Genomic DNA, 22,902 nt, shown 5'->3' on the forward strand with positions numbered 1-22,902 from the left:
CCCGCGTGCGGGCGGCGAGCCCCGCCCGCACGTCCCGCCCCCAAGAACCGCCCGCGGGCCCGCCGAGGCCCGGCGCGGGGGTGTTCCGAGCCGCGCCGGCGGGCCTTTTACGGGCCTGGGCGGGGATCGTGTTCACGCGACGTATCCCCAGAAGTAGTTCCCGCTGGTTGGATGTGCGGGCTTCCAACCGGCCCCCGGACCCCTGGAGTTACCGTGCCGCACTCAGCGCCGCGCAGGACCCACACCGCGGCGATCACCTCGGTGCTCGCCGCCGCCACGCTCGTCGCCGCCGCCCCGTCCGCGACCGCGGCAGGCGCCGCCGCCCCGCCCCCGCTCAAGGTGCTCACGTACAACACGTTCCTCTTCAGCAAGACGCTGTACCCGAACTGGGGCCAGGACCACCGGGCCCGGGCGATACCGGCCGCCGGCTTCTTCCGGGGCCAGGACGTCGTCGTGCTGCAGGAGGCGTTCGACAACTCCGCGTCCGACGCGCTGAAGTCGTACGCCGCGGCGGAGTACCCGCACCAGACCCCGGTGATGGGCCGCGGCAAGGGCGGCTGGGACGCCACCGGCGGCGCGTACTCCTCGGTGACGCCGGAGGACGGCGGGGTGACGGTCCTGAGCAAGTGGCCGATCGTGCGCAAGGAGCAGTACGTCTACAAGGAGGCGTGCGGCTCCGACGCGTACTCCAACAAGGGCTTCGTCTACGCCGTCCTCGATGTGAACGGCGTCCGGACGCACGTCGTCGGGACGCACACCCAGTCCACCGACTCCGGCTGCGCCGACGGCGAGGCCGCGGCCACCCGCGCCGCGCAGCTCAAGGAGATGGACGCCTTCCTGGACGCCAAGAACATCCCGGCGGCCGAACAGGTCGTCGTGGCGGGCGACTTCAACGTCGACTCACGCAGCGCCGAGTACGCCTCGATGCTCGCCGCCGGAGACTTCGTCCCGGCCGACGCCCGCACCGGCCACCCGTACTCCTTCGACACGGCGGACAACTCGATCGCCGCCGACCGCTACCCGGACGACCCGCGCGAGGACCTCGACCACGTCCTGCACCGCAAGGGCCATGCCCGGCCCGCCACCTGGACCAACCACGTCGTCAGGGAGCGGAGCGCGCCCTGGACGGTGTCGAGCTGGGGCAGGGACTACACGTACACGAACCTGTCGGACCACTATCCCGTCACGGCGTACTGAGGGGGCGTGGCCCTCGTCCGCGGGGACGAGGGCCACGGAGCGCCGCGCTACTTGTGCCAGGGGCCGGTCACCGCGAACGTCGTGCCGGGCGTGTAGCAGTTCACGAACATCGTGTCGTGGTCCGGCGAGAACGTGACGCCCGCGAACTCGCCCCACTCGGGCTTGTCGGGGGTGCCGATGTTCTGCCGGCCGCGCGCCATCGCGTAGACCTCGCCGCCGCGCGTGAGGCCGAACACGTGCTGGGCGCCGCCGCCGTCCTCGCACACCATCAGGCCGCCGCTGGGCGCGAGGCAGATGTTGTCGGGGGACTCGCCGGGCAGCTGGATGTCGGTGCTCGGGCCGAAGAGGACGACGAGGGCGAGGCGGCGCCGGGACGGGTCGTAGCGCCAGATCTGGCCGTAGTGGTCGCCCGCCGAGCCCGCCGCGCTGTGCGCGAAGGACGAGACGAAGTAGACGGACGAGCCGCCCCAGTAGCAGCCCTCCAGCTTCTGGGCGTGCGTGATGCCCTTCTTGCCGAAGTCCTGGAAGCGGATGGGTGTTTGGGCGGCAAGCGGGTCCGGTACGTCGACCCATTCGATGCCGTCGAAGGTCGCGCCGGTCTCCTTGACCGAGGAGAGGTCGGGCACCCCGGGCACCCGCATGGCCTGGAGCCGGCCGCCCGCGCGCAGCGAACCCCGGCCGCCCTCGGGCTTCTTGGGCAGGAAGCGGTAGAAGAGGCCGAAGGGCTTGTCGAAGGCGTCCTCGGTCTCGTAGACGATCCCGCGGTGCGGATCGACGGCGATCGCCTCGTGCTGGAAGCGGCCCATCGCGGTCAGCGGCACCGCGCCGGTGCGGTGCGGGTCGACCGGGTCGACCTCGAAGATGAAGCCGTGGTCCTTGGTGTAGCCGTTCGTGCCGGCCTTGTCCTCGGTCTCCTCGCAGGTGAGCCAGGTGCCCCACGGGGTGGGCCCGCCCGCGCAGTTGACGGCGGTCCCGGCGATCGCGACGCGCTCGCTCAGGACGCGGTTGTGCCGGTCGAGGGCGAGCGCCGTACAGCCGCCCTTGCCCATCGGGTCGTACGTGAGTCCCTTGACGGTCGGCACCGGAACCCGGCCGTCGGCACGGTTCTCGTGGTTGCGCACGAGGTTCGTGCCGCCGTTCCGGCCACGGAAGGCGGCCATGCCGTCGTGGTTGCTGGGGACCTTGCCCTCGCCGGAGCGCAGCTCGTCGCCCTCGCGGGAGAGAACCGTGTAGCGGAAGCCCTTGGGCAGGTCGAGCAGGCCCTTGGGGTCGGGGACGAGGGGGCCGTAACCGGCCTTCCCGTGCGCGGCGGCGGTGCCCGCGAAGAGTTCCGAGAGTGCGCCGGTGAAGGCGATCCCCGCGCCCAGCGCACCGGAGCGGGCGAGAACCTGACGTCGTGTGGCAGTCATGATGGGCGACCTCCTGCTGGCGGACAGGAATGTGACCGGATGTGTGTACCACGCGCCTAGGGGCACGGGAACCACGCGCGTAGCTTCCGTTGCGCGCGCCGTCCCGCGCCGCGCCCCGCCGAGGCCGCCCGCGGGCCTACTCGCCCACGAGCCCCTTGGCGTCCCGTGCGAGCGCCGTGAGCCGCGATATGGCGCGGAAGTACTTCTTCCGGTACCCGCCGTTCAGCATGTCCTCGCTGAAGAGCTTGTCGAAGGGCACCCCGGAGGCGAGCACCGGTACCTCTCGGTCGTACAGCCGGTCGGCGAGCACCACAAGGCGCAGCGCGGTCGACTGGTCGGGCACCGGCGTCACATCGGTCAGGCAGACGGCGGCGAGCTCGTCGGTCAGCGCGCCGTACCGGCTGGGGTGCACCTTGGCGAGGTGGGCCAGCAGATGCGGGAAGTCGTCGAGCGAGGCGCCGTCGGTCGCGTAGGCCGTCTTGGTGACCTGCTCCTCGGAGTACGGGGCCGGAGCCTGCGGCAGACCGCGGTGGCGGTAGTCCTCGCCGTCGATCCGCAACGCCTTGAAGTGCGCCGAGAGGCCCTGGATCTCCCGCAGGAAGTCGGTGGCCGCGAACCGGCCCTCACCGAGCTTGCCGGGCAGCGTGTTCGACGTCGCGGCCAGCGCCACGCCCTGCTCGACGAGCTTGCTCAGCAGCGACGACACCAGCACCGTGTCGCCCGGGTCGTCGAGCTCGAACTCGTCGATGCAGAGCAGCCGGTGAGCACTGAGGGTGCGCACGGTCTGCTGGAAGCCGAGCGCGCCGACCAGGTTGGTGAGCTCCACGAAGGTGCCGAACGCCTTCTGCTCGGGCGCGGCGGGCGTCGCGTGCCACAGGGAGGCCAGGAGGTGGGTCTTGCCCACGCCGTAGCCGCCGTCGAGGTAGATGCCGCGCGGGCCCGCCGGAGCGGCGGCCTTGGCGCGTCCGAACCACCTCTTCCTGCCCGACCCGGAGGCGTGCGCCCCGCCGAGGCCCGCGGCGAAGCCGCTCAGCACCCGGACCGCCTCGGTCTGGCTGGGCTGGCCGGGGTCCGGGATGTAGGTGTCGAAGCGGACCGAGTCGAAGCGCGGCGGCGGCACCATCTCGGCGACCAGGCGGTCGGCGGGGACGTGGGGCTCGCGGGCGCACAGGGACAGCGGAGTGACTTCGGCTGTGCGGCGGTGCCCGGGGGCTGAGGTGGAGGACGACACGGTTCCCCAGCTTAAGGGGCGTGCGAGACTGCGGATATGCGACGCCTGTTCCCTGTGACCGACCCGACAGCCGACCGGCCGGACATCCGTGCGGAGGACCGGAATCCCGACCGGGCCCCCCGGCGGGCGGATGAGACCGCCGACCGGGAGTGGGGACTCGACGAGCTCGCCGACGCCTACGCCTACCCCGCGGGGGAGGCGACCTGGCTGCGCGCCAACATGGTCTCCACGCTCGACGGCGCGGCCCACCACGACGGCCGCTCGCACCCGATCTCCGGCGACACCGACATGCGGATCTTCGGCACCCTGCGGAGCCTCGCCGATGTCGTGGTCGTCGGCGCCGAGACCGTCCGCAAGGAGGGCTACCGCCCGGCGAAGGCGCGGGCGGCCTTCGAGGAGCGCAGGGCGGCGGCCGGCCAGTCGCCGGCGCCCGCCGTCGCCGTGGTCAGCGCCGGTCTCGATCTGGACTTCTCGCTTCCGCTCTTCACGGCGCCCCTGACGCCCACCCTCGTGGTGACGGGGGCCGCCGCGCCCGCGGAGCGGATCGCGGCGGCGGAGAAGGCGGGCGCCGTCGTGCTGATCGCCGGCGAGGGCGCGACCGTGGAACCGGAGCGGGTTGCTCCGGCACTGGCCGAGCGGGGGCTGACCCGGCTGCTCACCGAGGGCGGGCCCCGCCTCCTCGGTCAGTTCGTGGCCGCGGGGGCGCTGGACGAGCTCTGTCTGACGGTGTCGCCGATGCTCACCGCGGGGGACGCCCAGCGGATCGCGGGCGGCTCCGCGCTCGCGGTCCCCGAGCGCTTCGCACTGACGTCCGTGCTGGAAGAGGCCGGGTTCCTCTTCACCCGATACCGTCGAACCTGACAATCGGCGGAATCAGCCGTTCCGTTTGGCTTCGGCTGGGCACACTAGATCTCGCAGTCCCCGTGCGGTAACGGGGCAGGATGGTTTCCGCAAGGGCTGAAAGCCGGCCCACGGATGAGAAGGGCGCCTGGCGTGTTCACAAGCGTATTGATGATCGAGAAAGCCCTGACGTCCGCCGACGTTGAATTCGTCACCACCTTGCACGGCGACGAGCCGGTCGCCTTCCACGTGCTGCTCCAGCCCAGGGGCGACCAGGCGGACCGCCTGCTGCGGGCCATCGACGACGTCGCCCTCGGCGAGCTGGACGAGGCGGCGCGCGAGGGCGAGACCCCGGAGGGGCAGGAGGCGACCCACCTCGGCGAGCAGGCACTGGACGTCTCCCTGCGGGCGCTGCGGGCGGCGGGCTGCGCGGCACAGGGGCGGCTGATCGAGGACCACCCGCTGGACGCGCTCAAGACCCTGGTCGACGAGGCCGGGGCCGATGAGGTGATCGTCCTGACCGACCCGCACTACGTGGAGGAGTTCTTCCACCGGGACTGGGCCTCGCGGGCCCGGCACAAGGTGGGCGTGCCGGTCCTCAAGCTCTTCTCGCACAGTACGGCGGAGGAGGCGTAGGAGCCCGCGGCGGAGGCAATAGGCTGGGGTCTGCTCAGACGTCGTACGGGGTGACGCCCCGGCCCACGACGTGACACCCGTCGCACCACCAGGGGAGACACACGCATGGCACCCGGCCTGCCCCGTTCCATCGCCGACATGGACCGACCGCACTTCATCGGCATCGGCGGCGCCGGAATGTCGGGCATCGCCAAGATCCTGGCCCAGCGCGGCGCCGAGGTCGCGGGCAGCGACGCCCGGGAGTCCGCCACCGCCGAGGCGCTGCGCGCGCTCGGCGCCACGGTCCACATCGGCCACGACGCCGCGCACCTCGCCTCCGACGCGACCTGCGTCGTCGTCTCCTCCGCGATCCGCGCCGACAACCCCGAGCTGGCCCGCGCCGCCGAGCTCGGCATTCCGGTCGTGCACCGCTCGGACGCGCTGGCCGCCCTGATGGAGGGCCTGCGTCCGATCGCGGTGGCCGGCACGCACGGCAAGACCACGACGACGTCGATGCTCGCCGTCACCCTCGCCACGCTCGGCCTCGGCCCGTCGTACGCGATCGGCGGCGACCTGGACGTGCCCGGCTCCAACGCGCTGCACGGCGACGGCGACATCTTCGTGGCCGAGGCCGACGAGAGCGACCGCAGCTTCCACAAGTACGCCCCCGAGGTCGCCATCGTCCTCAACGTGGAGCTCGACCACCACGCCAACTACGCGTCGATGGACGAGATCTACGAGTCCTTCGAGATCTTCGCCGGCAAGGTCGTCCCCGGCGGCACCCTGGTCATCTCGGCGGACCAGCCGGGCGCCGTCGAGCTGACCAAGCGCATCCGCGACCTCGGAGGGCTCAAGGTCGTCACGTACGGCGAGTCCGAGGGCGCCGACCTGCGCATCCACAAGATCACCGCGCGCGGTCTGACCAGCGAGGTCACCGTCCTCCTGGACGGCAAGCTGCTGACCTTCACGGTCTCGGTGCCCGGCCGGCACTACGCGAACAACGCGGTCGCGGCCCTCGCCGCGGGCATCGCGCTCGGCATCCCGTCCCGGAACCTCGCCGGCGCCCTGAAGTCGTACACCGGCGTCAAGCGCCGCCTCCAGCTCAAGGGCGAGGCTGCCGGGGTCCAGGTCATCGACTCCTACGCCCACCACCCCACCGAGATGACGGCCGACCTGGAGGCGATGCGCTCCGCCGCGGGCGACGCGCGCATCCTCGTCCTCTTCCAGCCCCACCTCTTCTCGCGCACCCAGGAGCTGGGCACGGAGATGGGCCAGGCCCTCGCCCTCGCCGACTCCTCGGTGGTCCTCGACATCTACCCGGCCCGCGAGGACCCGATCCCCGGCATCACCAGCGCCCTGATCATCGACGCGGCCCGCGCGGCGGGCGCCGAGGTGACCGCCGCGTCCGACAAGGCGGCGGCCGTGCGGATGATCGCGGGAATGGCGAAGCCCGGCGATCTCGTTCTCACCATGGGAGCGGGCGACGTCACGGACCTCGGCCCGCAGATCCTGGCCGAGCTGACCGAGCCGGCCAAGTAGCGGAGCTTTCGAAGCAAAGGGGATGGCACCCATGTCGTACGACGTCGAGAAGCCGGACGAGCAGTGGCGGGCGGAGCTGACCCCGTCCGAGTACGCGGTCCTGCGCCAGGCCGGCACGGAGCCCGCCTTCGTGGGCGAGTACACCGACACCAAGACCAAGGGCGTCTACTCCTGCCGCGCGTGCGGCGCGGAGCTGTTCACCTCGGGCGAGAAGTTCGAGTCGCACTGCGGCTGGCCGAGCTTCTACGACCCCAAGGACACGGACGCGGTCGAGCTGGTGCAGGACACCTCGCACGGCATGGTGCGCACCGAGGTGCGGTGCGCGCGCTGCGGGTCGCACCTCGGCCATGTCTTCGAGGGCGAGGGCTACCCCACGCCCACGGATCAGCGGTACTGCATCAACAGCGTTTCGCTGCGGCTGGCGGCGGACGAGGGCTGAGGGGCATCAGCCCTTCACGGCGGCGACTTTCCGGGGACACGGAAGGCCGGCCAGGGCGTTTGGGACGGACCGGTGGGCCGGACCGCTCACCGGGATGCTGCTTGAGAGCCCTTGTTCACCCAAGCGCCGCCCCATACGAAGAGCGGGACGAGGGCCACCAGGGCCACGGCACCGACGACCGTCCTCGGCGTACCGCTCATCGCCATGAGGATGGCAACGGCGACAAGACCGAAGACGATGAGACCGGCCAGAAACACTCCCAGCCTACTGGCGTGACTTTTCACCGTACGTCCTCTCATTCGGTGCTCCGCGTGCGGGGAATGGGCCGTTCCCCGCACGCGAACGTGTCATTGCGACTACTTTTTGATCGCCTTCATTCCCACCTTCGTCGCCGCACCGAGACCAGCGGTTGCGGCTCCGAGTGCTCCCTGTTCCAGGCAGGATTTGCCCACTCCGCCAAGGCCCTCCCCATCGATCGCCGCTGTGATTCCTCCTCCGATACAGCCGCCGACCGCGCCTCCTGCCACGGGCCCCAAGACCCCGTCGAGGGCAGCGCTCGCTACCGCGCCGGCGGCGGCTCCGACGACATCACCGAGCGAGAGCAGGCCGCTGGGGTCGATGCGATTGACGGGGTCACCCTCTGCGTAAAGGTAGGGGTTCTTCTCCTGCCCAGAAGGGTCACGCTGGGTGAAGCGGCCGATGCTGGGGTCGTAGTAGCGGGCCGCGAAGTGGTACATGCCCGTCGGGTCCTGGTAGCCGCCGGCGAAGCGGTAGGGCTGGGTGGCCTTCTCCGAGGTGGTCGACCGCTCCACGCCGCGTGGGCTGTAGGAGTACGTGTTGACCTTCTCGCCGGCCTCGTCGGCTACGGCCACGACGGAGCCGAGTGCGTCGGTGAGGTAGAAGTAGGTCTTCCCGTCCCGGGTCATGGAGTTCAGCGTGCCCCCGGGCTCGCGGTTGAAGCCCGTGTCCACACCGGCAGTTGAGGTCGCCGACAGGCCGAGCGGGCCGTTGTGGAAGTAGGTGTCTCCCAGCTTGATGCGCTCGCTCTGATCTGTGGAGCCGTACTGGCCCGCGTAGGTCTTGCCGCCCACCGTCAGCGAGGTCAACTGGCTGTGATCCGACCACTTCTCGGCCGTGCGGGTGCCTTCCGGCGTGGACGCACCGGCGGTTTCGTGGCCTTCGGTGTCGTAGGACCAGTTGGTGGTGGAGCCGTTCTTGGCGGTGATCTGCTGGGCGTCGTTGATGGTGTAGGTGGTGCCGCGCGGGCAGTCCTTGGCGGTGCCCTGGCTGGTGAGGTTCCCGGCGAGGTCGTAGCAGTACTGCCAGGACTCGTTCAGCGTGGAGCCCTTCTTCTCCTCGGCGTAGGAGAAGCGCCCCGCGCCGTCGTAGGTGTAGCTGGTCTTCATGCCCGTGACCGCGTCGGTCTTGGTGCGGATCTTGTCGCCGTCGGTCTTGGCGTCCGTGCCGTAGCCGTAGGTGTAGGCCAGGTCGACCAGGGTGCCCTTGGGGGAGATCGCCTTGATCTTCTCCGGCCGGCTGGAGTTGTCCACATCAACGGTCTGCACGGTGCCGCCCGGGTAGGAGGTCTGGGTGCGCACGTCGTTGTTGTTGTACTTGTACGTGGTGACCTTGCCGCGGGGGTCCTTGAACTCCTTGAGCTTGTTGACCTCGTTCCAGGTGTAGTCGGTGGTGCCGGCCGGGTCCTGGTAGAAGTCGACGTTGCCCGCCGGGGTGTAGGCCAGCAGGGTCTGCGAGCCGTCCTGCAGGGTGCGGACGGTTTCGCGCTGGAGCGGGTCGAAGGCGTACTTGACGGTGCCGGTGGAGTCGTCGCGCTGGCGCAGGTTGCCGTCACCGTCGTAGTGGTAGCGGACCGTGTCGTTGGTGGTGGAGACCGTCTTGATGCGGTCGAGGTGGTCGTAGGTGAAGACCTTCTTGATGCCCCGGCCGTCGGTGAGCGTCTCGGTGCGGCCCAACGCGTCGTAGGTGTAGGTGGTTTCACCCAGCGGCTTGGGCGGGGTCACCTTGGTGAGGTTGCCCTTGCCGTCGTAGGTGAACGACGTCTTCACCGTCTTGGACGCGGACATCTTCGTCTGGGCGGTGCACCGCTGGCCCTCGAAGCCGCCGCAGTCGGGGGTGGCGGGGTTGTAGGTGTAGGAGACGTTCCCGCCGCCGGTGCCGGTCTGCGCCACCGACTTGGTGTTGCCGGCCGTGTCATACGTGTACGACGTCTTCTCGCCGTCGGCGTTGGTGGAGTCCTTGGGCTTGTCGCCGCCCGCGATCGTCTGCCAGCTGGTGGTCGACTTACCGCCGGTCGGGGACTTCACCGACTCCAGGTTGTTGCGTGTGTTGAAGCCGTAGTCGGACACGTTGCCGGGCGTGGAACCCGAACCCATGGCGTCGGTGGCGGTGTCGACGTTGTGGTTCGCGTCGAACTTCGTCGACCGCTTGTGACCGAGCGCGTCGGTGACCTTCTCCACCTGGCCGTCACCGTCGTGCTCATAGCGCGTCACGTGCGCTTCGGGGTCGGTGACCTTCGTCGTACCGCCCGCGGTGGGCGAGGTGGCGTCGTACTCGTACGTCCACGTCGGCCCGGTGTGGCCGGAGCCGTTGAGCTCGGTGGCGCGCAGCATCGAGGTGACGCGGTTGGCGTCGTCGTAGGTGAAGACGGTGACGCGGCCCTCGGCCGTGGTGATCTTCTCCAGGCGGCGGGAGGAGTCGTAGCCGAAGGTGGTGGTCTTGCCCTCGGCGTCCGTGGTCCTGCTCAGGTTGCCTGCCGGGTCGAGGTCGAAGACGGCCGTGCGGCCGGAGTTGTCCTTGGCCTGCCACTGCGAGGCGTCGGTCTTGACCAGGTCGATCCAGCGGCCCGAGCGGGTCTCGGTCAGCTTGAAGCCCTTGTTCTCGCCGTCCTTGTCGTGCTGGTCGACCGTGATAGTGCCCTTGTTCTTGTCGGTCACCTTGGTGAGCGTGCCGTGCTCGTCGTAGGTGTCCTTGGTGTGCGACTTCCAGTCGCTGACCGTGTACGTGCCGTCGGCGTTCTTCTTCAGCTCCTTGGAGTAACCCTTCGGCGTGGTGAAGGAGCCGTCCGAGCCCTTCTCGAAGCGCAGGGTGTCGCCGGAGGCGTCGTAGAGCACTACCTCGCTGTCGAAGAGCTGCAGGTAGCGCTCGTACTGCTGCCACCACCGCTGGGACACCTTGCCCCACGGCGCGTCCAGGGAGTTGTACGTCCGCGCCAGGGTGAGCTGCTGGCCCACTCCGGCGATGGAGAAGTCCGTCGCCGTGAGCATCAGATTGCCGGTCGAGTAGTCGATCCGGGCCGTCAGCGCATCCGTGACCGCGAAATTGCTGATCCGGTGCCACGGCACGTCACCCTGCCCCTCGGGCACGTACGTGTCCACGGCTGCCCCGCCGGCGCGAGCTGACACGGATGCCGTCTCACCGCTGTTGGCGCGCTGCTTCTGCTGCGCCCGCCAAGCGGCGACCTCGTCGGACGGCGTGCGCTCGGCCTGCGGCGCGACGGGCTTGTTCGCCCCGGCCTTCACCGCGGGCATCGTGAAGTTGGGTGCGTCCTTGCCCCACACCGAGCCCGGCTCGTCGGCCGCGGACGCGCCCGCGGCCGGCAACAGGGACAAGGTCAGGGCTCCGGTGGCCAGAACGGCCGCCGTGGCGAGGCTGGTTCTCTTGCGGGCACGCGAAACACGCGCACCACGAGTGCGTTGCATCAAGGCTTCCCCCCACAGGAAGACACTTCTCGCAGACCCCAGTGGTCACGAGGCGCACACAAGTTGCCACACGACCTCCACAGATCGCGGCGCGCTTCCCCCGAACACCCGTTCCACACGGGCCGGAACTAGCCCCTCCCTATCATCGGAAGAAGGCCTACAAAAGTGACCTCAAGTGGCGTGTTTCGAGCCGCCGTTGCGCCCTGCGCACACAGAAACGTCCACAAGGTGACCGGATAATTGCGGTCCAGACCTGGCTCTGAGGGCCGGGCGGAGTGCGCGGACGAGCGGACATCGATCGCGCGGGTCCGGCGGAGGCGGCACAGGGGTGTCGCTGCGCGACCGGGCTCGACAGTCGCTGCGGACCAGTCGGGCTCGGGCACCCGCTGGGCGCCGTGATGCCTGGGGAGCGGGCCCGGCTGATTCCGGAGAGCTATGCGGAGCCGGCTCGCGGCGCCGCCCAGGTCCGGGCCCGCTCAACCGGTCAGAACGTCAGCTTCCAGCTGTTGATGTAGCCGGTGTCCTGGGCGGCCACGTCCTGGACGCGGAGTTTCCATGCGCCGTTCGCGGGCTCGCTCGACGCGTTGACCGTGTACGACGCCACGACGTTGTCCGCCGAGTCGCTGCTGCTGGAGTTCTTCAGGCGGTACGCGGTGCCGTCCGGCGCGACCAGGTCGACGACCACGTCGCCGCGCCAGGTGTGCCGGATGTCGACGTCCACCTTGAGGGTGGCGGGGGCGTTGCCGGTGCGGCCGGTGACGTTCACCGTCGAGGTCACCGCGGCGCCGTTGTCCGGGATGGCGACGTCGGTGGTGTTCTCGTAGGCGTCGCCGGGCGGTACGGGCGTGTCGCCCGCCGCGAGGGTCCAGATCGCGTACGCGATGGCGTCGCTGTTGCGGTCGAGGGCCGTGTCGTTGATGTTCGACGTGGTGTCGCAGGACGAGTGGTAGCAGCGGTCGAAGGCCTGGCCCGCGGTACCGCCCCACTTCTGCGCCTGCGCGCTGGACTTGGTGCGCTCGGCGCCGCTGAACAGACCGCCGACCGGGATGCCCGCGCTGTCGAAGGGGGCGTGGTCGGAGCGGCCGTCACCCTCGGTCTCGATCTCGGTGGGTACGTTCAGGCCCGCGTAGTAGTCCTTGAACGTCTTCTCGATCGTGGGGTCGTCGTCGTAGACGAAGTAGCCCGGGTTCGGCGAGGCGATCATGTCGAAGTTCAGATAGCCGCTGATCTTCGAACGGTCCGTGGAGGGCAGGTTGTTGACGTAGTACCGCGAGCCGACCATGCCCAGCTCCTCGGCTCCCCACCAGGCGAACCGCAGGTGCTTGTCCGGCTTGAGCTGTGCGCGCGACACGGCGAGCGCGGTCTCCAGGATGCCGGCCGAGCCCGAGCCGTTGTCGTTGATGCCGGGGCCCGCCGAGACGCTGTCGAGGTGCGCGCCCGCCATCACGACCTGGTCGGCGTTGCCGCCCGGCCAGTCGGCTATCAGGTTGTAGCCGGTGGCGCCGCTGGACGTGAACTGCTGGATGCGGGTGGTGAATCCGGCCGCGTCCAGCTTGCCCTTCACATAGTCGAGGGAGGCCTTGTAGCCGGGGCGACCGTGGGCGCGGTTGCCGCCGTTGGCCGAGGCTATGGACTGCAGCTGGGTGAGGTGCGCCTTGACGTTGGCGAGCGGGATGTCGGGCGCCGCGAAGGTGGGCGAGGGGGCGGTGGCCGACGGGGCGGCGGCGGCCGACGGGGCGGCGGTGGCGAGCAGGCCGCCGATGGCCAGGGTGGCGGCACCGACGGCCGCACGTCTGTACAGGTTCATGTGGGGCTCCGGATTCCGAACGGCGAGAGGGACGGAACGTGCGAGGCGCCCTGCGACGCGGGTGCCGCGGGGCGCCTTTGGAGCTGGTGCGTTGCCTGATGTTGAGGTCTTGACGATCCACCGTCAAGAGCGGAATCCGGTCACAATGCGGTCAGCCGCGTTCGTATAGCGGACCCGTGTGATAGATGGCGCCCCGTCTTCCGCCCATGTTCCGCTCTCGCCGAGCCGGCGGACCACCCCCGTCTCAGGTCGCCGTCAGAAGAAGACCCCGCACCGCAGCAGCACGTTCGCGTACGGGCGCGCCTCGCCGGTGCGGACGACCAGGCGGGCCGCCGCCGAGCGGCGCTTGACCTCCTCGTGCGCGACGAACTCCAGCGCGGGCAGGCTCTCCCGCAGCAGCCGCGCCGCCGCCGGATTGGCCTCCCGCACCTCCCGCGCAGCCGTGCCGCCCTCCACCACCAGCTCGGCGAGGAGCCCGTCGAGGACCTCCGCGAAGGACGGGACCCCGGCGCGGAACGCCAGGTCGACCACGCGCGGGCCCGCCGGGACCGGCATGCCCGCGTCGCAGACGAGCACCGTGTCCCCGTGCCCCAACTCGGCCAGTGCGCCCGCGAGATGACGGTTGAGTATCCCCGACTTCTTCACCGGGACGGGACCTCCGGGGCCGCGGGAGCCTCGGTGGACTCAGGAGCCTCGGGAAGCTCCGAGGCGGTCGGGTACGAGTCCTGCGCCCCCTTGCGGGTGACCGCCGCCGCCCCCACCCGTACCGCGTACGCCGCCGCCGTCGGCAGGTCCTCGCCGAGGCCGAGCCGCCAGCCGAGCGCCGCGGTGAAGGCGTCGCCCGCCCCCGTCGTGTCCACCGCGTCGACCCGCGGGCTCGGCACCCGTACACACGCGCAGTCCGGGGCCTGCGCGGTGAGCGCGCCCTCGGCGCCCAGCGTGATCACCACCGAGCGCGGGCCGAGCGCGAGCAGGCCGCGCGCCCACTCCTCGGGGGCGTCGCCCGCGTCCTCGCCGAGGATCACCCGCGCCTCGTGCTCGTTGACCACCAGCGGGTCGCAGGCGGCGAGCACCTCGTCGGGCAGCGGGGCCGGCGGGGAGGGGTTCAGGACGAAACGGGCCCCGGGCCGCAGCGTGCGCACCACCTCCGCCACCGTGTCCAGCGGGATCTCCAGCTGGCTGGAGACCACCCGGGCCGCCGCGAGCAGGCCGCCCGCGGCCCGGATGTCCTGCGGGGTCAGCCGGGCGTTGGCGCCGGGCGAGACGACGATGCTGTTGTCGCCCGACGGGTCGACGGTGATCAGCGCCACGCCGGTGGGCGCGCCGCCCTCCAGGACGCCGTCGGTGTCCACCCCCGCCGCGCGCTGCGCGTCCAGGAGGAGCCGTCCGTGGGCGTCGTCGCCGACCCGGGCGAGGAGCGCGGTGCGGGCGCCGAGCCGGGCGGCGGCGACCGCCTGGTTGCCGCCCTTGCCGCCCGGGTGGACGGCCAGGTCGGAGCCGAGGACCGTCTCGCCCGGCGCGGGGCGCCGCTCCACGCCGACCACCAGATCGGCGTTGGCGGAACCCACGACAAGGAGCTCGTAGTCGTCGTTCATGTCTGCTTGTTCCTGCTTTCGTGCGATGAGGTGCGGTGGTGACGGTACTCGGAACGGCCGTCGGCCGTCGGCCGGCGCCCGGGGCTCAGGCGCTCAGGAGAAGTACCTCACCTCAGGAGAAGTCCTTCACGTTCTTCGCCGTGACGACCTTCACCGGCACCTTCACCGTCTCGTGGACCTTCTTGCCCTGTGCCGACCGCACCGCGTTGCGCACCGCGATCTTCCCGAGCTCCTTGGGCTGCTGGGCCACGGACGCGTACAGCGTGCCCGCACCGACCGCCTTGAGGCCGTCGGGTGTGCCGTCGAAGCCGACCACGGGCACCGACGTGCCCGCCTTGTCGCCGAGCGCCTTGACCGCGCCGAGCGCCATCTCGTCGTTCTCGGCGAAGACGCCGTTCACGCCCTTGTGGGACTGGAGGAGGTTGGTCATGACGTCCAGGCCCTTGGTGCGGTCGAAGTCCGCGGGCTGCCGGGCGACGACGTCGATCCCGGGGTAGGCCTTGATGCCCTCGGCGAAGCCCTGGCCGCGCTCACGGCTCGCGGAGGTGCCGGCCGTGCCCTGCAGGACGATCACCTTGCCCTTGCCGCCCAGCTTCTCGGCGAGCGTCTTCGCCGCCAGTCTGCCGCCCGCGACGTTGTCGGAGGCGACCAGCGTCGCGGTCTCGGCCTTGTTCACGCCGCGGTCCGCGGCGACCACCGGGATGTCCTGCTTGTTGGCGCCGCGCACGGCGGGGCCCGCCGCGTCGGAGTCCACCGGGTTCACGATGATGGACTTCACGCCCTCGCCGGTGAAGTTCTGCAGCTGGTTGGACTGCTGGGACGCGTCGTTCTGCGCGTCGGTGACGGTCAGGTCGATGCCCGACTTCTCGGCCTCGGCCTGCGCGCCCTCCTTCATCTGCACGAAGAAGGGGTTGTTGAGCGTGGACAGCGACATCCCGATCTTCGTCGAGGTGCCGGACGAGCCGGAGTTCACGAAGGAGACCGCGCCGACGACGGCCGCCACGACCACGGCGGCCACCGCGTACTTCACCGCCTGCGGCCCCTTGCCCCGCACCCCGCCGGACGCCCCCGACGAGGCCGCGGGCGTCGCCCCGGCCCGCCGCCGCAGCGTGTCCAGGAGCACCGCGAGCGCGATGACGACACCGATCACGACCTGCTGCCAGAAGGCCGACACGGAGAGGAGGTTGAGGCCGTTGCGCAGCACCGCGAGGATCAGCGCGCCGATCAGCGTGCCGGACGCCTTGCCGACCCCGCCCGCCAGGCTCGCGCCGCCGATGACGACCGCGGCGATGGCGTCCAGCTCGTAGCCCTGCGCGGCCTGCGGCTGCGCGGAGACCAGACGGGAGGCGAGCACGATGCCGGCGACGGCGGCGAAGAGTCCGGAGAGCGCGTAGATCACCAGCTTCTGGCGCTTGACCCGCAGGCCGGAGAGGCGCGCGGCCTCTTCGTTGCCGCCGATCGCGTACATGGAGCGGCCGATGAACGTACGCCCGAGGACCAGCGCCGTGACCAGGCCCATCGCGACCATCACGAGCACCGGCACCGGCAGCCAGCCGCCGACCGTGTCACCGAGGTGCGAGACCGAGTCGGGGAAGGCGATCGGGCTGCCCTGCGAGATCACCAGGGAGAGGCCGCGCGCCACCGACAGCATCGCGAGCGTCGCGATGAACGGCGGGAGCTTCCCGTACGAGACGAGAACGCCGTTGACGAACCCGCAGGCCACGCCGGTCGCGACGGCCATGACCACCGCGAGCCACACCGGAAGGCCCTGCGACGTCGCCGTCCAGGCGAGGACGGTGGCCGAGAGCGCGGCCACCGAGCCGACCGACAGGTCGATGCCCGCCGAGACGATCACGAAGGTGACGCCGAACGCCAGGATCGCGGTGACCGCGGCCTGCACGCCCACGTTGAGCAGGTTCTGCGTGGTCAGGAAGTCGCCGGACAGCAGCGACATCCCCACGACCAGGACGATCAGGGCGCTCAGCGCGCCGTTGTCGAGCAGCACGCGGCGGAGCGTCGGTGCGCCACCCGCGTCGCGCTTCAGGGTTTCAGTGGCCACGGGTGCCCTCCGCTGTCTTGTCTTGCGCTTGCGGTATGTCGGTTTGCGGGATGTCGGTGCCGTCGGCGGCGGCTGCGCTGCTGACCGCGAGCGCCATCACCGCGTCCTGGCTCGCCTCTTCGGCGGTGAGCTCGCCGGCGATCCGGCCCTGCGCCATGACGAGCACCCGGTCGCTCATGCCGAGCACCTCGGGCAGATCGCTGGAGATCATCAGGACCGCGTGCCCGGAGGCCGTCAACTCGTTGATCAGCTGGTAGATCTCGACCTTCGCGCCCACGTCGATGCCGCGGGTCGGCTCGTCGAGGATCAGGACCTTGATGTCGGCGAGCAGCCACTTGCCGATGACGACCTTCTGCTGGTTGCCGCCGGACAGGGTGCGCACGTGCTGGCCGAGCCCGGCCATCCGCACCCCGAGCTGCTCGGCGATCCGGGCGGCCGCCCGCTGCTGCCCCTTGAGGTCCACAAGCCCGGCCCGGGTGGCCGAACGCAGCGTCACCAGACCGAGGTTCTCCCGTACGGAGGCGTCGAGGACGAGCCCCTGCCCCTTGCGGTCCTCGGGGACCAGGCCGACGCCCGCGCCCATCGCCGCGTTCACGTCGTGCCGGGGCAGCCGCTCGCCCTGTACGCGCACGGTGCCCGCGTCGTACGGATCGGCGCCGAAGACGGCGCGCGCCACCTCGGTGCGGCCCGCGCCGACCAGGCCCGCGAGGCCCACGACCTCACCGGCCCGCACCTCGAAGCTGACGTCGTGGAAGGCGCCGTCGCGGGTGAGCCCGGCGACGGAGAGCAACGGGGGCCCCGTGTCCGGGCGTTCACGCGGATACTGCTGCTCGATGCTGCGCCCCACCATCAGCCGGACGAGCTCTTCCTCGTCCGTCGACGCGGGCACCTGGGCGACGCTGCGGCCGTCCCGCAGGACGGTGACGCGGTCGCCGAGCGCCGCGATCTCCTCCAGGTGGTGGGTGATGAAGACGATGCCGACGCCGTCCTCGCGCAGCGTGCGCACGATCGCGAAGAGCTTGTCGACCTCCTCGGAGGTGAGGACGGCGGTGGGCTCGTCCATGATGAGCACGCGTGCGTCCAGGCTCAGCGCCTTGGCGATCTCGACCATCTGCAGCCGGGCGATGCCCAGTTCGCGCACCTTCGCGCGCGGCGACACCCGCACCCCGACCCGCTTCAGCAGCTCCTCGGCGTCGGCCTCCATCTTCTTGCGGTCGACGAGACCGAAGCGGCGGGGCTGGCGCCCGAGGAAGATGTTCTCGGCGATGGTGAGGTCGGGGACGAGGTTGAACTCCTGGTAGATCGTGGCGATGCCGAGCCGCTCGGCGTCCTGCGCGCCGTGGATGCGCACCTCGCGCCCCTCGGCGAACACGCGGCCGCTGTCGGGGCGGTAGGCGCCGGAAAGCATCTTGATCAGCGTGCTCTTGCCCGCGCCGTTCTCGCCGAGCAGGACGTGCACCTCGCCGCGGCGCAGATCGAAGTCGACGGAGTCGAGCGCGACGACGCCGGGGAACGTCTTGCGTATGCCTTCGATGCGCAGCAACTCGTTCTGGCTGCTCACGGATTGCTCCTTCGTACGGAGGTGTCCGCATCGGCCGGCTCACCGCAGGAGCGGCGGACCACGAGGCGGGCGGGCAGGGTCACGGACTGCGGGCGTCTGCCCTCGATGAGGTCGGTCAGCGCGCGCACGGCGGCCCGGCCGAGGTCGGCGGTCGGCTGGGCGATCGCGGTGACCGGCGGGTCGGTGTGCACGAACCACGGGATGTCGTCGAAGGCCGCGAGCCCGATGTCGTGCGGGACGCGCAGGCCGTGCGCGCGGATCGCGTCGAGGGCGCCGAGTGCCATCAGGTTGTCGGCGGCGAAGACGACGTCGGGCGGCTCGGGCAGGGCGAGGAAGCGCGTCGTGGCGCGGCGGCCGCTGTCGGCCTGGAAGTCGCCCTGCCCGATGTAGGCGTCGGGCAGGGCGATGCCCTGCTCGTGCAGCGCCTCGCGGAAGGCCTCGACGCGCTCGCTGCCGGTGGTGGTGGCGGCCGGGCCCGCGATGATGGCGAGCCTGCGGTGGCCGAGTCCGTGCAGGTGGGCGACGAGGTCGCGGACGGCGCGGCGCCCGTCGGAGCGGACGACGGGGACGTCGACGCCGGGGATCCAGCGGTCCACGAAGACCATCGGGGTGCCGCCCCGCACGGCGTCCAGCATCAGCGGCGAGCCGCCGTCGGCGGGGGAGACGAGGAGCCCGTCGATCCGCCGGTCGAGCAGGGTGCGCACGTGGTGGTCCTGCAGGTCGGGCCGCTCGTCGGCGTTGCCGATGATCACGCTGTAGCCGAGCGCGCGGGCGGCCTCCTCGACGGACCGTGCCAGCTCGGTGAAGTACGGGTTGAGCACGTCGCTGATGACGAGCCCGAGGGTGCGGGTCTGGTCGGTGCGCAGGGAGCGGGCGACGGCGTTGGGCCGGTAACCGAGCGCCTCGACGGCGGCGAGCACGCGACCGCGGGACGCGGGGCTGACGGAGGGGTGCCCGTTGAGCACGCGCGACACGGTGGCGACGGACACCCCGGCCTCGGCCGCGACGTCCTTGATCCCCACGGAACTGGTCGCCATCGTCGGTCCACCTCCTCGTGGAATCGATTACACGGAGGATTGGAAACGATTACACGAGGGCGTGGCAAGGGGTGGCGGGGGCGTGAGATCCGATCGTGATGTGGGGCGCCCGCGTCGGAGCGGTAGGGCATCCCGACGAGTGGGCGCCGCTACGCCCCCCGGAACTCCACCGTCAGCCAGGGGCTGTCGAGGTCGGTGGTCAGGGCGCGGTGGGCGCGGAGCGCGTCCGTGTACCAGGTGCCGAACTGTTCCTCGTCGAAGTGGAGGCAGCGGCCCAGGATGTAGCCCGCGGAGAACGACTCCCACGAGGTGTACGCGGCACGGGCCGCCTCCGAGGCGCGTTCCAGGGCCTTGAGCAGTTCCGCGCGCGTGGCGTAGCGGGCGCCCACGCCCCAGCGGGCCATCTTCGAGGCGCGGCCGATGTCCCAGGCCGCGACCGTGTCGACGCGGCCACCGGGCGGCAGCAGGCCGTCGGCGCGGAAGCGGGACTCGTAGCGGAGCACCTCGCCGACCAGGGCGCGCAGGTGACCGGCGAAGCCGTCCAGGTCGGCGTCCTCGCCGGGGCGGTGCGGGGCGCCCGGGCCCGAGGTCTGCGACACGCGGTGGCGCAGCGTGGCCTCGGTCCGCTCGCGCCACAGCTCCGGGTCGACCCGCGGGCCGTACCGCTCGATCAGCGCGGCACGGACGTCCAGGACGAAGTCCCAGTACCAGGGGCTGACGTCCCGGGTCAGCAGGCGCTCCTGCAGGGCCAGCCAGTCGTCGCGGTCGTCGACGCCCCACCACTCCCGCAGCCGGTCGATCTCGTTGTGGTGGCCGGCGCCGTGCCAGTCGAGGGTGTTCCAGGCGTCACCGTTGGCGAAGCACAGATGCGCGCCGCAGGCCAGGCCGTGCAGGACCGGGCTGCCGGGTGCGGGCGCCCCCGTGCGGCGGGTCTCGACGCGGTGGGCGAGGTTGCCGGGGCGGTGGTGGCGGGCGTGCAGGTCCGACCAGACCTCCCGCTCGTCGTCGGTCGTCAGATAGAACTGCTGACAGGGCGTCGCCGCGTTCACGACGAGCAGGTCGACGTCGTCCGGGCAGCCCGCGGCGAGCGCGTCCAGCGTGACGTACTCGTAGACGAGTTCGGGGTGCGGGCGGGGCAGGAAGCCCGCCGTGTACACCTGCGCGATCTTCCTGCCGTCCGGCAGGTCGAAGGTGAGCAACTCGCTGGCCGGGCCGTCCTCTTCGGGGCCCTCGCCCCGCCCGGCCGCCTCGTTCGTCGCGTCCCCGTCGAGCCGGACCGGACGGTACAGCCCCTCGACGGCCAGCGCCCGCAGATAGCCGTACGCGTCGTCCTCCTGGCACAGCTCGTACAGGTGCTCCTCCAGATCGGCGGGCGCCTGCCAGGAACTCCCGTCCTCCGGCGCGGGGACGTCGGGGAAGATCTCGTCGTGGTACTCGTCCGCGTGCTCTGCGAGGCCTGCGGGGTCTGTGTGCCCTGCGGGGTCTACGTGCTCCGCAGGGTCTATGTGACCCGCGGGGCCGGTGGGCTCTGTGTGTTCGTCGTGCATGAGGATCTCCGCTCGGGCGCCGCGCCGGAATTCGCGATCTTGCACCTTACGCGGGCATCTCGACGCGCAGCGACTTCAGGCCGTTGATGAAGTGCGAGACGAGCCGGCGCGGTGGCGCCGCGAGCCGCAGCACCGGCAGGGCGCGCGCCACCTCCTCGTGGAACACGCGCAGTTGGAGCCGGGCGAAGTGCGCGCCCAGGCAGACGTGCGGGCCGTCGCCGAACGCCACGTGCGGGTTGGGCGAGCGGGTCAGGTCGAGGCGGTGCGGGTCGGCGAAGACGCGCTCGTCGTGGTGGGCGGACGCGTGGAAGACGACGACCTTGTCCCCGGCCGCGATGCGCGTCCCCGCCAGCTCGGTGTCCCGGGTCGCGGTGCGCCGGAAGCTGAGCACCGGGGGGTGTGCGCGCAGCAGTTCCTCGACCGCGGTGGCCACGGGGGTCGCGCCCGCGCGCAGCCGCTCGTACTCGCGCGGGCTCCGGGAGAGCTCCAGCAGCCCGCCCGGCGCCGCGCTGCGCACGGTGTCGTTGCCCGCGACGGTGAGCAGGAAGAAGAACATCTCCAGTTCGGCGGCGCCGAGTTCGGGGTCGCCGGCGAGCGTCGTCAGCACGTCGTCGCCGGGGTGCGCGCGCTTGTGCGCCGCCAGCGTCCCCGCGTACTCGAACATGTCGCGCAGCATCGCGGGCGAGCGCGGGTCGAGCGGAGCGCCGTCGGGGCCGAGGACGGGTGCGGCCGCCTCGTCGGGGTCCTGGTAGCCGATGACGCGCTGCGTCCAGTGCAGCAGCAGACCGCGGTCGGCGGCCGGGACGCCGAGCAGGTCGGCGAGGTTGAGCAGGGCGTAGTCGTCGGTGACGGCCGCGACGATGTCGACGGTGCCGTCACCGGCCCCGGCCTGCCCCACCGCGGCCTCGATCAGCGTGCGGGCCCGCTCGCGCACCGCCGCCTCGAACCGCTCGATCCGCCGGGGCGTGAACGCGCGGCTGACCAGCCTGCGCAGCCTGCCGTGATCGGCCGCCCCCGCCCCACCGGACGGCCCGCCCCCGGCCCCCGCCGCCGGGTCCTGGTTCAGCATCATGCGGCGGATGAACGGCAGGTCGTCCGGCGCGGGATCGCGGATCTGGGTGGCGCCCAGGTAGGAGGAGTACGTCACCGGGTCCTTGAGTACGCGGACGACGTCGGCGTGCCGGGTGACCGCCCAGAACCCCGGCCCCGCGGGCCAGCCGAGCACCGCCCGCTCCTCCTGCCACGCCACCGGGTGGTGGTCGCGCAGCACGCGGTAGCGCCCGTACGGGACGCCCTCCGCGTAGAGCCGGGGGTCGAAGACGTCGGGCACGGGCGGGGTACCGGGGCGGGGGCCGCAAGGAGCTCCGTGTGGTGGCTCCTGCGGTGTGCCGCGGGGCGGTTCCCGCGGTGTCCCGGGCGGCGCGTCGTCCAGGTTCACGCGAGGCCGTCCTGCGATCCGTCGGCGTACCCGCCTCCGCCCCCGCGCGCGTCACCGTCCAGCCCCTCGCCGAGATCGTTCTCGGCGCGCAGGAAGTCCTCCACCGTACGGATCAGCTCCAGCGGCACCTCGTCCATCGCGTAGTGCCCTGCCCCCGGCAGCTCCGCCAGCTCGCCCTGCGGGAAGGACCGCAGCCAGGTGGTGCGCATCAGGTCGGCGGGCAGGGCCGGGTCGAGCGCCCCGGTGACGGCGAGCGCGGCGACGGGCGAACCGTCGATCTCGGTGTGGAAGTCCTCGCACGCCCACGAGTCCAGCCAGGCACGGAACGCCTTCGCGTCGCTGACCGCGAGCGAGCGGCGCACCATCCGGTCCAGCCAGGCGCGCGGGCGCACCCCGCCCGTGGTGACGTCGATGATGGCGCGCCGGTTCTCCGGGAGGTGCGCGGCACCGGCGAACAACTCCCACTGCTCGGGCGGAAGGTGGAGCCCCTCGGCCGGTACGGGCGACACTCCGACGAGCCGCCGCACCCGGTGCGGGGCCGCGGCGAGGACGCGCTGCGCCACGCTGCCGCCCATGGAGTGCCCCACGAGCGAGAACCGCTCCCAGCCGAGCCGGTCGGCGAGGTCGAGCACATCGGCGGCGCCCTCGCTCGTGGTGTACGCGCCGACGGCGTCCCGGGCCTCGCCGTAGCCGCGCAGGTCCACCACCGCGTACTGGAACGCGCCGCCGTCGAGGTCCGCGAGCACCGGCTCGTACGCCGTGCGGTCGGCGAACCAGCCGTGCACCGCGACCACCTTGTGGGGGCCTTCGCCGAGCAGGGTGTGGGGGAGCGGGAAGGAGGTCACTGCGACTCCGATCGCCGGCGGGTC

General features: G+C 71.6%; 17 protein-coding genes. 5 read left to right on the forward strand and 12 right to left on the reverse strand.

Annotation, left to right across the window (positions count from 1 at the left end):
* Positions 1–213: 213 nt before the first annotated feature.
* Positions 214–1,197, forward strand: a complete 984-nt coding sequence (gene sph / locus ACZ6B8_RS08165) for a sphingomyelin phosphodiesterase (protein WP_471606657.1) — start codon at positions 214–216, stop codon at positions 1,195–1,197.
* 47 nt (positions 1,198–1,244) lie between these two features.
* On the opposite strand, the gene ACZ6B8_RS08170 is transcribed toward sph, so the two are convergent.
* Positions 1,245–2,606: a PhoX family protein gene (locus ACZ6B8_RS08170; protein ID WP_471606658.1), complete on the reverse strand. Its 1,362-nt coding sequence runs from the start codon at positions 2,604–2,606 to the stop codon at positions 1,245–1,247.
* 136 nt (positions 2,607–2,742) lie between these two features.
* On the reverse strand, positions 2,743–3,837 hold the full coding sequence (gene zapE, locus ACZ6B8_RS08175; RefSeq protein WP_471077397.1) for a cell division protein ZapE: 1,095 nt from the start codon (positions 3,835–3,837) through the stop codon (positions 2,743–2,745).
* Between the two features lie 36 nt (positions 3,838–3,873).
* On the opposite strand from zapE, the gene ACZ6B8_RS08180 reads away from it, so the two are divergent.
* The 4 genes from ACZ6B8_RS08180 (at position 3,874) to msrB (ending at position 7,270) form a co-directional block, all read left to right on the forward strand.
* The gene (locus tag ACZ6B8_RS08180; protein WP_471077400.1) at positions 3,874–4,698 is read left to right on the forward strand and encodes a pyrimidine reductase family protein; all 825 of its coding nucleotides are present in this window, start codon (positions 3,874–3,876) and stop codon (positions 4,696–4,698) included.
* A 150-nt stretch (positions 4,699–4,848) separates the two neighbouring features.
* The gene (locus ACZ6B8_RS08185) at positions 4,849–5,313 is read left to right on the forward strand and encodes an indole-3-glycerol phosphate synthase (protein WP_471606659.1); all 465 of its coding nucleotides are present in this window, start codon (positions 4,849–4,851) and stop codon (positions 5,311–5,313) included.
* Between the two features lie 105 nt (positions 5,314–5,418).
* Positions 5,419–6,831 carry a UDP-N-acetylmuramate--L-alanine ligase gene (murC, locus tag ACZ6B8_RS08190; RefSeq protein ID WP_471077406.1) on the forward strand — a complete coding sequence of 471 codons (1,413 nt, stop codon included), beginning with the start codon at positions 5,419–5,421 and terminating at the stop codon, positions 6,829–6,831.
* Positions 6,832–6,862: 31 nt separating this feature from the next.
* A complete protein-coding gene (msrB, locus tag ACZ6B8_RS08195; RefSeq protein ID WP_471077409.1) occupies positions 6,863–7,270 on the forward strand; it encodes a peptide-methionine (R)-S-oxide reductase MsrB in 408 nt (135 codons plus the stop codon).
* Between the two features lie 356 nt (positions 7,271–7,626).
* Here the strand turns inward: msrB and ACZ6B8_RS08200 are convergent, their stop codons facing one another.
* The 10 genes from ACZ6B8_RS08200 to ACZ6B8_RS08245 form a co-directional block, all read right to left on the reverse strand.
* Entirely contained in the window at positions 7,627–10,818 is a 3,192-nt protein-coding gene (locus ACZ6B8_RS08200; protein ID WP_471607172.1) for an RHS repeat-associated core domain-containing protein, read from the reverse strand.
* Positions 10,819–11,473: 655 nt separating this feature from the next.
* A complete protein-coding gene (locus ACZ6B8_RS08205) occupies positions 11,474–12,796 on the reverse strand; it encodes a M28 family metallopeptidase (protein WP_471606660.1) in 1,323 nt (440 codons plus the stop codon).
* A gap of 255 nt (positions 12,797–13,051) precedes the next feature.
* A complete protein-coding gene (gene rbsD, locus ACZ6B8_RS08210) occupies positions 13,052–13,441 on the reverse strand; it encodes a D-ribose pyranase (RefSeq protein WP_471077415.1) in 390 nt (129 codons plus the stop codon).
* Entirely contained in the window at positions 13,438–14,391 is a 954-nt protein-coding gene (locus tag ACZ6B8_RS08215; RefSeq protein WP_471606661.1) for a ribokinase, read from the reverse strand. The genes rbsD and ACZ6B8_RS08215 overlap by 4 nt, the downstream gene beginning before the upstream one ends.
* Before the next feature lie 112 nt (positions 14,392–14,503).
* Positions 14,504–16,450: an ABC transporter permease/substrate-binding protein gene (locus ACZ6B8_RS08220; protein WP_471606662.1), complete on the reverse strand. Its 1,947-nt coding sequence runs from the start codon at positions 16,448–16,450 to the stop codon at positions 14,504–14,506.
* Entirely contained in the window at positions 16,440–18,011 is a 1,572-nt protein-coding gene (locus ACZ6B8_RS08225; protein WP_471606663.1) for a sugar ABC transporter ATP-binding protein, read from the reverse strand. Before ACZ6B8_RS08225 ends, ACZ6B8_RS08220 begins: the two co-directional genes overlap by 11 nt.
* The gene (locus ACZ6B8_RS08230; RefSeq protein ID WP_471077426.1) at positions 18,008–19,048 is read right to left on the reverse strand and encodes a LacI family DNA-binding transcriptional regulator; all 1,041 of its coding nucleotides are present in this window, start codon (positions 19,046–19,048) and stop codon (positions 18,008–18,010) included. Before ACZ6B8_RS08230 ends, ACZ6B8_RS08225 begins: the two co-directional genes overlap by 4 nt.
* 149 nt (positions 19,049–19,197) lie before the next feature.
* Positions 19,198–20,595, reverse strand: a complete 1,398-nt coding sequence (locus ACZ6B8_RS08235) for a DUF1266 domain-containing protein (RefSeq protein ID WP_471606664.1) — start codon at positions 20,593–20,595, stop codon at positions 19,198–19,200.
* A gap of 46 nt (positions 20,596–20,641) precedes the next feature.
* Positions 20,642–21,925, reverse strand: a complete 1,284-nt coding sequence (locus ACZ6B8_RS08240; protein ID WP_471606665.1) for a cytochrome P450 — start codon at positions 21,923–21,925, stop codon at positions 20,642–20,644.
* A gap of 104 nt (positions 21,926–22,029) precedes the next feature.
* Positions 22,030–22,878 (reverse strand): alpha/beta fold hydrolase, encoded by an 849-nt coding sequence (locus tag ACZ6B8_RS08245; protein WP_471606666.1) that lies wholly within the window; start codon positions 22,876–22,878, stop codon positions 22,030–22,032.
* Between the last annotated feature and the right edge of the window lie 24 nt (positions 22,879–22,902).

The sequence above is a fragment of the Streptomyces sp. NPDC041122 genome (assembly GCF_055592445.1).